The following is a 10,001-nucleotide window of genomic DNA, read 5'->3' on the forward strand; positions in this document are numbered from 1 at the left end:
CATGAGCTAAATACCCCTCTTGGTGTGGGTATTACAGCAGCCTCACAATTGAGCGGTAATTACCGGCAAATAGAAGATAAAATGCAGCAGGGGAGTTTGGCGCGTGCTGACTTAGAGCAAATGTTAAGCCAAGGCTTGGCTGGGGCGCAATTGCTGGAAAGCAGCCTGCAGCGTTCGGCAGCTTTGGTTAATAGCTTTAAGTCGCTGGCTGGTAGTGACATAGATACTCGCGTGCAGCAAGTTAACTTAAAAACGTGGATAGAACCGCAAATTCAAATGCTGTTGCAGCCTTACAGTGAACAGCATGTGCAATTGAGTGTCAGTGGGCATAACCCGTCGTTACGCTTTAACCAGCGGGCGTTAGAGTTAGTGCTATTCTGTTTGGTGGAAAACTCGGTCCAGCATGGCTTTAATCAACACCTGTATCCGCATATTCATGTGGAGATAGAGGCTCAGCCAGAGCAAGTGCTGCTCCGTTATCAGGACAATGGCAGTGGAGTCGCAGACGAGCATATTGGCATGATATTCAACCCCTTTTATACCACTGGGCGAAGCTCAGGCAATGTGGGTTTAGGCTTAAACCAAGTTTACAATTTGGTTAATCAACACCTGCTAGGTAGCGTCGAATGTTTTCAGGTGAAGCCGCAGGGACTAGGTTTTACTATTTGCCTTCCTCGCGGCAACGCTAGCTTGAGCTAGCCCTTTTGCGGCCAAACAACCACTTTGCCATTGTCGAATATACTTCCCGACTTGGCGATGCGTAGAGAAATAAAAATATTATCCATAGCGATGTGGCTATGCTGGTGGATCACCTCAGCCAATACCGTTAACAGTTGTTGTTGGCGCTTTTCATTATGAGTATCGGGGATCAGCAGTTCCACCATAATGGGCGGCTGATGAACTTCCTGTTGCTGATAAATTTTCTTATTAACAAAGTAGTGTCCGGCCGGGGTGAAGCTCCAGTCAATACTGATATGCTCTAGCTGAATGTTAGCCTGCTTGGCAAAGGCGATGGCCAGCTGTTCTATTAGCTTTGGCATATTAACGGTGTTAGGAAGGGCTAACGAACGTATGTGCACAATCGGCATTGAGCGCTTCTCCTATATCCAGATTACTACTTACTCTTAGCCTAACTCATTGCTTAAATTGTTCAAATTGTTGTTGAATTTGTCGATAAAGTTGGGCTGTCCATTCCGGTAAGTGTGAAGGCACCGGAAATAACGGTAATAAGCGAGGGTCGTGGGGAGCGATGACTACCTTACTGTTACCGGGGCCGATCCGTTCCACTAATACAAATAAGTCTTCAATGTTTTTATCACCAATGGCCAGGCAGCCTACCGATGAAGCTTTACCGTGAATAAATATATTAGAGCCTGGCTGGGTGCGTTGTTCGTTTTTGGCCATGGCTAAATCGAAGTCATTGGGATAGTTCAGTTTCATTGAGAGATGAAAGCGGCTGTTGGGATTAAGGGCTTCAATTTGGTAAATCCCTTCCGGTACTTGATGGTCGCCTTCGCGTAATTTGGGGCCGGCCTTGCCGCTGGCATGGCGGATCCAATAAGTATGAATGTATTTATAACCTTCGCCACTATCAGCCCATAGCTCAAGCCTGCGGGAGCGTTTGCTGGCCAACAGGGTTATTTGCTTGGGCGGGTAATCGACTTTGGCCGCCACAAACAAAGGAAGCAGCCGCTTTAAACTGTCGTTGTGATAGGTTTGAATCACCTGTTTAACAGAGCGCTTGTCTTGGCCAATGAGTTTCGTTTCCGGCCAGTTGCTGGCGGTTGCCGTCACACTGCACAAACAAAGTAAGACGCTGTAAAAAAGTGGCTGAGAACGCAAAGCAGACTACTCTAATATGATTAACAAAAGCAGTGTACTTGCACTTAAGCAGAACTGCTAGCCGCCTTGATGTTTAAAGCGTGAGCTTAGTCTAAGCGGTAGCCGAAACTGGAGGGGAGTCATGTTGCTGAAGTCCTTGGGGGCTAATTTGTTTAGTGAGCCTGCTCAAGTGGATATATTTAGCCAAGCTTTAACGGCGGTTCGCATTTCTCCTGCTTATTAAACCCTCGATCTGAAGTAATTTGGTGAGTAGTTTGCTGGTTCAACTTTAGTCGCAGTTCGCTTGTTAATAACTTGTTAATGTTGGGTTGTCTGACTAGGATCAGTCGAAAGACCATTTTGCCGGAACGCTAACATGATTAGTGTCTGGCTGTTCTGACTGTTTACTAAGGAGAGTAAAACTATGCGTCATTGGCTGAGAAAGGTCGCGTTAATTGTAGGTGTATTGTCTTTTTCTACTCAAGCTGAGAACCCTAGCAATTATTTATTAGCCACCGCCAGTACCGGCGGTACTTACTATCCCGTAGGGGTGGCCTTGGCCACCTTAACCAAGGTGAAGATCCAACCCCAGCATCAAGTGAGCGTATCGGCGATTAACTCAGCCGGTTCTGCCGAAAATATTAAACTGCTTAGAGATAAAGAAGCCCAGTTTGCGATTTTGCAGGGTTTGTATGGCTCTTATGCTGCTAATGGTACCGGGCCGCTAGAGAAAGAAGGTAAGCAGACTCATTTACGCTCTATCACTATGTTATGGCAAAACGTCGAACAGTTTGTGGTGAAGAAAGAACATGCGAAAAAAGGCGATTTGAGTGACTTATTAGCGTTGACAGGGGAAAAGGTCGCCTTTGGTAAGAAAAACTCTGGCACCATTGGTTCTAACCGTTTTCTTTTAGGTAACCTCGGCTTAGATATCGACAAGCAGATGTCATTATTTTCGGCCGGTTATGGTCCTTCAGCCGAAGCCTTGCAAAACGGTCAGGTAGAGGCGATTAACACTCCCGCTGGGGCGCCCACTGGAGCGGTAACCAAATTATTTGCCGCTGCCGCCGATGACATTAGCCCTCTTGATGTAACTGACCAGCAAATTGAGCAGGTAAATGGCGGCTTAGATTTGTGGACTCGTTATGTCATTCCCGGCGGAACTTATCCTAACTTAGACCAAGATTGGAACACAATTGCCCAACCGAACTTCTTAGCGGTGCATGCCGATGTTGATGAAGAATTTGTGTATTTACTGACTAAAACTATTTATGAAAACTTAGGCTTTTTACAAGCTATTCATAAAGCAACCTCAGCAATGGCCTTAAATAAGGCTCTGGCAGGTTTACCTGCGCCGCTACATCCCGGCGCTGTGCGTTATTACCGCGAAGCTGGTCTTGACATCCCTGAGCGATTAATCGCGAAATAAGTCTTATCCTAGGCCCGTTGGGCCTAGGTTCTCATTAGCTCTGTTTGGGTTTTACTATGCAATGGAATGCCGTACCTGACAGTATTCGTCAGGAGATTGAAGAGACTCGCGCCGTGCCCTTAATCTATGGACTAGGTGTGTTAATTAGCCTGATTCATGTTTATTTCAATATCTTTGCCGACATTGCGGTGTTGCAACAAAACATCATTCACTTTGCTGGCTTTGTTTTATTGTGTGGTCTAATTAAGCCGCTATTTAGCCAAGGGATATTAGGCTGGGTGGATAAGGCTTGGGTGATTGCGATTGCCGGCTCGGCGCTGTATTTATTGTTTGCTGAAGATATGATTTACGCCCGCGGGTTACGTTTAGTTACCCTTGACTGGATATGCGGCAGCATTGTGGTGTTGGGTGCCATCGACATGACTCGACGCACCACCGGTTGGGTTATTCCGATCCTGATTGTGGTGGCCATTTCTTATCTTGCTTGGTGGGGTAATCTGATACCCGGGGTATTTCAATTTAAAGGACTCAGTGCTGAAACCCTGCTATTTCGCAGCTTGTTTGGTGATGACGCCATTTTTGGCAATATCGCACGTATCTCCGCCAGTTTTGTCTTCATGTTTATTCTGTTTGGGGCCTTTTTATTGCGCTCGGGCGCTGGTGACTTTGTGATTCATTTATCCAAAGGCATTGCCAGTAAAATGGTAGGGGGGCCAGGCATTGTGGCGATTATTGCCTCGGGCCTTACCGGAACGATTTCGGGGAGCGCGGTGGCCAACACGGCATCAACGGGGGTGGTCACCATTCCCTTAATGAAAAACGCCGGTTTTAGCCCACGTTTTAGCGCCGCGGTAGAGGCCTCTGCTTCTACTGGTGGACAAATTGTTCCGCCGATTATGGGGGCGGGTGCGTTTGTTATGGCCAGTTATACCCAAATTCCTTATAGCACCATTGTGATGGTGAGCATTCTGCCCGCCATTTTATATTTTGCTTCCTTGGTATTTTACGTTCGCACCGAGTCTTATAAGTTAGGACTGACTCGCACCATGGAGAAGGGGCCTGCGCTGCTACCGATGATGTTGCGTGAGGGTTTGAGTTTTATTATTCCGGTTTCATTATTGATTGTATTGCTGGTGGTGGGCTACACACCTACCTATGCGGCGGTTATTGCGATACTGGCGGTGATTGTTAGCTCTTGGTTTACGCCTAATAAAATGGGGTTTTCCGCCATTGGCGACGCCTTTGCCTTAGGCGCAAAAAATATGGTGGTCACAGCTATTTTGCTGTGTTCGGTGGGCTTAATTGTTAACGTTATCGCCACCGCCGGTATTGGTAATACCTTCTCATTAATGATTACCGAGTGGTCGGGTGGCAACTTATTGTTTGCGTTATTACTGGTGGCGATGGCGTCATTGGTATTGGGCATGGGGTTGCCGGTTACCGCTTCATACATCGTATTGGCCACTTTATCGGCTCCAGCCTTATTGCAATTGTTAGCCAATGCCGAGTTTGTTCAAGTGTTATCTGCTGGAGGCTTAAGTGACGAGGTAAATGCGGTGTTAATGCTACTTGGGGTTTCACCAGAGCAAGGGGCGATGAGTCTTGCGCAGGCACAAAGTTTACTGAGTAATGCGCCCGACGAAATGTTGGGCCTGTTGAGGCCGATGTTGCTGGATGAGTCCCAAATTGCGATGTTATTGTTAGCGTCGCATTTGATTATTTTTTGGTTATCCCAAGACAGCAATGTGACGCCGCCAGTGTGTTTATGCACCTTTACCGCTGCCGCGATTGCTAAGTCGCCACCTATGGCGACCGGTTTTACCTCTTGGAAGGTAGCCAAGGGCTTGTACATTATTCCTTTGCTCTTCGCCTATACCCCTTTAGTCAAAGGTGACTGGTTGCAGGCCTTAACTGTGTCGGTGTTTGCCGTGCCCGGTTTATATGCTTTTACTTTGTTAATGCAAGGGTGGCAGAAACGTCGATTAGCATTATGGGAGCGTGCGGCGATGGGGGCGTTGGCGATGGCCTTATTATATCCCTTTACTTGGTTGTGGCAGTTGGCTGCCTTAGTGATCTTGCTTGGTTTTATAATTTATTGGCAGCGCAGCACTAATCTTAGTATTGCTTAATTTATGTTTTTTTAGTTTGGCTTGATGAAAGTTATCATCTTTAATGCCGCTTTATCGATATCGCTCACAGTTTAATTTTTGCTATTAAATTCAAACCTTTTGAAGGCTAACAAGCCGAGTGAAACGGGGTACTATAAATGCACTTATATCTCTTAGAGAAAGCACTATGACAAACGCTAAGTTTAATTGGGGGCTGATTGCTCCTGGACGTATTGCGCGAAATTTTGCTGAAGCGCTAGCCGTGATCCCCGATGCCCACTTGTATGCCGTGGCCAGTTCTAATTTGGCTCGGGCGCAAGCCTTTGCCGAGGAGTTTTCCGGTGAACATGCTTTGGATGACTACCAGCAATTGGTGAACGATCCGGCCGTTGATGCCGTGTATATCGCCAATCCTCATCGTTTTCATTACGACTGTGTCAAAATGTGTTTAGCGGCTGGTAAGTCGGTGTTGTGTGAAAAACCGCTCACAGTTAATGCAGCTCAAACCCAAGAGTTAATTGCTCTGGCTGAACAAAATAAGGTGTTCTTGATGGAAGCCTTGTGGAGTCGCTTTCAGCCTGCATGGCGCCAAGTTCGCGAATGGCTAGAGCAACAAAAAATTGGTGAGATTAAGCTGTTAAGCTCAACCTTTGGCGTTAATGTTCCGCGTAATAATGACGACCGTTTGTTGAACCCCGAGTTGGCTGGTGGGGTATTGCTTGACATGGGGGTATACAACGTATCGATGTCGCAATATGTGATGCAGCAGCGTCCAGTTAAAATCCTTGCTGAAGGTGTAGTGGGCGAAACCGGAGTAGATGAGCGCTGCTCGGTTACTATGAGTTATGGCGAGGCGGCCAGCCAGTTTACCTGTAACTTCATGAGTAACACCGAAAATAGCTTTACCATTTATGGCAGCAAAGGCTTTATTCGTATACCGGGAATGTTTTGGGTGGCTAGCCAAGCGTGTTTAAAGCTTGAAGGTCAGCCTGCCGAGGTTTTTGAATCTCCTTTCCGAGCCAGTGGTTTTGAGTATCAAATTGAAGAAGTGATGCAGTGTGTGCGAGCTGGCAAATTGCAGAGCGACATTATGAGTTGGCAAGAGAGTTTAACCACCATGCAAATCATGGATGAAATTCGCTCTCAGGTCGGTGTGCGTTACGTGTTTTTAGGTGAATAGCAGCTTAAGCTGCGGCGTTTGCGCTTAGCTGCTTGACGATTGTTTGAACAAAATTGAGCAAGCCAGACGTTAATATTTAAGCGCAAGCAAAAAACTTGCGTTTAATTGGCTGAATTGCGAGCGGTTAAACGTAATCACTCTTTACATTCGAAAATCTAAAACGTAATATTCACACCGCTGCGGAGGGGTGGCAGAGTGGTCGAATGCACCGGTCTTGAAAACCGGCAGGCGTTAATAGCGCCTCGAGAGTTCAAATCTCTCCTCCTCCGCCATTAATTAGCCATGCAATGCATGGTTTTTTTAATCGCAGCAGCACCCCTGCGGAGGGGTGGCAGAGTGGTCGAATGCACCGGTCTTGAAAACCGGCAGGCGTTAATAGCGCCTCGAGAGTTCAAATCTCTCCTCCTCCGCCATTTTAGAAAGCCACGTTTAACGTGGCTTTTTTCGTTTTATGACTTTGCTGGTAACTTAAGCTCAAGCCTCTATTTATGCCTTAATGGCTGGGATAGAGTTGTAAGTAGCGATTCAGGGCATTCGCCATGTTGACCGACCAAAATTGTCCCGCCAAACTCAGTTTCACCTTATCTTGATAAAGCTGCACCAAGCCATTATTTTGCCATGCCTTAAATAGCGGTTGGCAATGTTCAAAAAGCTGTTGACCCAGTGCTGCTGGTTCTATCACTCCCTTATCGCAGCTGCTAGTAATAACCGCATTTAGTTCTGCATTGTCAGCAGGTAGGCTTAGGTGCTGGAAACGCCACGGGCTATCATTTTCAGCTTGCCATTGGCCAATGTCACGATGTTGCATTAAGCCATAGCCATTGATGTTGCCGCCTGCGCCAGCTCCTATGGGCAAAATTTCGGCGCCTTGCTTGGCTAGGCTGTTATAGCGGCTCTGTTCTTTTGGCCCGTTTGCCCAGTGGCAGTAGCTCAGCTGGCGTAGCCCCTGTTGTTGAAAAAACTGATGGCCTTGTTGGTACATAAGGGCTTTTTCACTGGTGGACAAAGGCTGGACGGGGCGACCCGCATTGATGTTACGTTGCAGAGCGCTACCACCAAAGGTGAGTAATTGATATAAGTCGACGCCATCGACATCGCTGCTAATCACGTCTTGCAGATCTTGTTGCCAGTTTTCGGGTGTTTGGTGGGGCAGGCCGTAAATCAGATCGATGGCAATGGTAGCTTTATTGCTGGCGGTTAATTGCTGCAGGCGCTCTAGTATATAGTCTCGCTCATCGAGCCGTTTCGCGGCGCGCCGTACTTCGCTATTAAAACTTTGTACTCCAAAAGAGAAACGGCTAAATCCACCGGCTAAGGCCGCCTCGAACTTCTCATCGCTAAAACGGTTTAGCCGACCTTCAAGGGTGATTTCGCAATTGGAGGTTAGTGGAAAGTAGTGAGTGATTAATTGGCCTAACTTAAATAGTTGCTGGGCGCTTAAATCGGTGGGGGTTCCACCGCCAACATATACCGCGTCAAAGGGTTTTGCTTGAGTCCATTGATAGGCCGCTTTGGCTAATAACTCTTTTTCTAAACCCTGAAAGTATTCATCCATCATTTGCGGTTTACTGGCGTACTGAAAAAAGTTACAGAAGCTGCAACGCACTCGACAGAAGGGTATATGAATATAGATGGCTCTGGGTCTGTGGCTGGCTTGGCTTTGTTGTAGCTGTTGGTTTAAGGTACTTAGCGCTGCTTGCCCGCTTAGGCTAGCTCGTTCGCCACGGTGAGCATGAGCCCCAGTTTTTTTAGCAAAGGCAAATTGTAAGGGCGAAGGGCTAGCCTCGCCAGTTAAGCTGGTAGGTAATGGCTGTGGTTGCGAGGAATTAATCATAGACATAGTTAACTCGAATAATAATTTAACCTAAATGTAAATCATTATCATTTGCGTGTTTTTGATCTAGTCCAAGTTTAGCTGAGTTCTGTAAGCTGCTTATTTGCCAACTATGCTTAGAGGCTGGCGTGTTTATTTAAGGAAGAATAATGCGAGTTTTTAGCGTAAGAAACTTGGTTTCACTACTGCTTGTAATCAGCGTGGTTGCTTGTAGTTATAGCCCTCAGCCACATTTACAGGTCGAGCGAAGCTATCAAATCACGGTATTGCATAGCAACGACCATCACGGTCGTTTCTGGCAAAATCAATATGGTGAGTATGGTTTAGCTGCACGTAAAACCCTAATCGAGCGTATTCGCGCCGAAGTGAGTGCTGCAGGGGGGAGTGTATTACTGCTTTCTGGTGGTGATATTAATACCGGTGTTCCAGAGTCCGATTTACTGGATGCCGAACCCGATTTTAAGGGGATGGCTTTGCTGGGTTACGATGCCATGGCGATTGGTAACCATGAATTTGATAACAGCCTAGAGGTATTGGCTAAGCAGCAAAGTTGGGTCGATTTCCCTTTCCTCTCTGCCAATATTTATCGTAAGTCGACCGGTAAGCGCATGTTCCAGCCTTACCAGTTATTTGATTTACAAGGCCTTAGCGTCGCGGTGATTGGTTTTACAACCGAAGATACCTATAAGTTAGTTCACCCCGATACGGTGGCCGACATTGAATTTCGCGATGTTCGTCAAGAGGCCAAACAAGTAATAGCAGAGCTAAAACAACAAGTCTCACCCGATTTGATCTTTGCCGTGACACACATGGGGCACTACGCCGATGCTAAACACGGAGTTAATGCGCCCGGTGATGTTAGCCTAGCGCGCGCCTTAAACTACGGTGACTTAGATTTGATTGTGGGCGGGCACTCGCAAGAGCCGGTGTGTATGGGCGAAGTTAATCAGTACCAACAAGGGTTTAAACCGGGTGATGAATGTAAACCCGATCAACAAAATGGCACTTGGATTGTTCAAGCCTACGAATGGGGAAAATACTTGGGGCGAGCCGATTATCGCTATAAAAATGGTGAGTTAAGCTTGCTACGTTATCAGTTGATCCCAGTAAATTTGAAGAAAAAAGTGCAGCTAGATGGGCAGTCGAAACGGGTCTTGGTGCAAGCCGAAATCGCTGAAGATCCCGAAGTATTAGCGCTGTTATCGCCTTATCAACAGCGTGGCCAGAAGCAGCTAGCAGTGAAAATAGCGCAACTCCAAGGTCGCTTAGTAGGAGATAGGGAGGCGGTGCGTTTTGGCCAAACTAATCTAGGGCGTTTAATTGCCAGCGCTCACCGCGAACGGGTTAACGCCGATTTTGCGGTGCTGAATTCCGGTGGAATTCGAGCCTCAATTGAGGAAGGGGATATCAGCTACAAAGACGTACTCACGGTGCAACCCTTCTCCAATACCCTTACCTATGTGGACATGAGCGGGGGAGAGCTGCTTGACTACCTGAATGTGGTCGCTCACATGCCGGTTGATACTGGCGCTTATGCACAATTCTCAGGTATCAGCTTTAGGCTTAGCAAAGGAAAAGTGACAGAGGTAATAATAGCTGGCCAAGCGCTAGATGAAACTCGGGTCTACC

At 47.0% G+C, this 10,001-nt stretch carries 8 protein-coding genes and 2 tRNA genes; 7 read left to right on the forward strand and 3 right to left on the reverse strand.

Features of this window, described 5'->3' with window-relative positions; genetic code table 11:
• A partial coding sequence (locus tag ACQY6Q_RS13575; RefSeq protein ID WP_427982184.1) for a sensor histidine kinase occupies positions 1–699 on the forward strand: 699 nt, incomplete at its 5' end.
• On the opposite strand, the gene ACQY6Q_RS13580 is transcribed toward ACQY6Q_RS13575, so the two are convergent.
• Positions 696–1,088 carry a hypothetical protein gene (locus ACQY6Q_RS13580; RefSeq protein ID WP_427982186.1) on the reverse strand — a complete coding sequence of 131 codons (393 nt, stop codon included), beginning with the start codon at positions 1,086–1,088 and terminating at the stop codon, positions 696–698. The genes ACQY6Q_RS13575 and ACQY6Q_RS13580 overlap by 4 nt on opposite strands.
• 46 nt (positions 1,089–1,134) lie before the next feature.
• Positions 1,135–1,794, reverse strand: a complete 660-nt coding sequence (locus ACQY6Q_RS13585) for a L,D-transpeptidase family protein (protein WP_427982188.1) — start codon at positions 1,792–1,794, stop codon at positions 1,135–1,137.
• Positions 1,795–2,245: 451 nt separating this feature from the next.
• Between ACQY6Q_RS13585 and ACQY6Q_RS13590 the strand changes: the two genes are divergently transcribed.
• From ACQY6Q_RS13590 to ACQY6Q_RS13610, 5 genes are all read left to right on the forward strand, one after another.
• Positions 2,246–3,250: a TAXI family TRAP transporter solute-binding subunit gene (locus ACQY6Q_RS13590; protein WP_427982190.1), complete on the forward strand. Its 1,005-nt coding sequence runs from the start codon at positions 2,246–2,248 to the stop codon at positions 3,248–3,250.
• Between the two features lie 56 nt (positions 3,251–3,306).
• Positions 3,307–5,379: a TRAP transporter permease gene (locus ACQY6Q_RS13595; protein ID WP_427982191.1), complete on the forward strand. Its 2,073-nt coding sequence runs from the start codon at positions 3,307–3,309 to the stop codon at positions 5,377–5,379.
• A 166-nt stretch (positions 5,380–5,545) separates the two neighbouring features.
• The gene (locus ACQY6Q_RS13600) at positions 5,546–6,538 is read left to right on the forward strand and encodes a Gfo/Idh/MocA family protein (protein ID WP_427982192.1); all 993 of its coding nucleotides are present in this window, start codon (positions 5,546–5,548) and stop codon (positions 6,536–6,538) included.
• A gap of 181 nt (positions 6,539–6,719) precedes the next feature.
• Positions 6,720–6,810: transfer RNA gene (locus ACQY6Q_RS13605), tRNA-Ser, on the forward strand.
• 50 nt (positions 6,811–6,860) lie between these two features.
• Positions 6,861–6,951: transfer RNA gene (locus ACQY6Q_RS13610), tRNA-Ser, on the forward strand.
• A gap of 80 nt (positions 6,952–7,031) precedes the next feature.
• On the opposite strand, the gene hutW is transcribed toward ACQY6Q_RS13610, so the two are convergent.
• Entirely contained in the window at positions 7,032–8,378 is a 1,347-nt protein-coding gene (hutW, locus tag ACQY6Q_RS13615) for a heme anaerobic degradation radical SAM methyltransferase ChuW/HutW (protein ID WP_427982194.1), read from the reverse strand.
• Positions 8,379–8,521: 143 nt separating this feature from the next.
• Between hutW and ushA the strand changes: the two genes are divergently transcribed.
• Positions 8,522–10,001, forward strand: a 1,480-nt coding sequence (gene ushA / locus ACQY6Q_RS13620; RefSeq protein WP_427982196.1) for a bifunctional UDP-sugar hydrolase/5'-nucleotidase UshA, incomplete at its 3' end; no start/stop codon positions are given.

It is taken from the genome of Agarivorans sp. (assembly GCF_050295395.1).
GTDB lineage: Bacteria > Pseudomonadota > Gammaproteobacteria > Enterobacterales > Celerinatantimonadaceae > Agarivorans.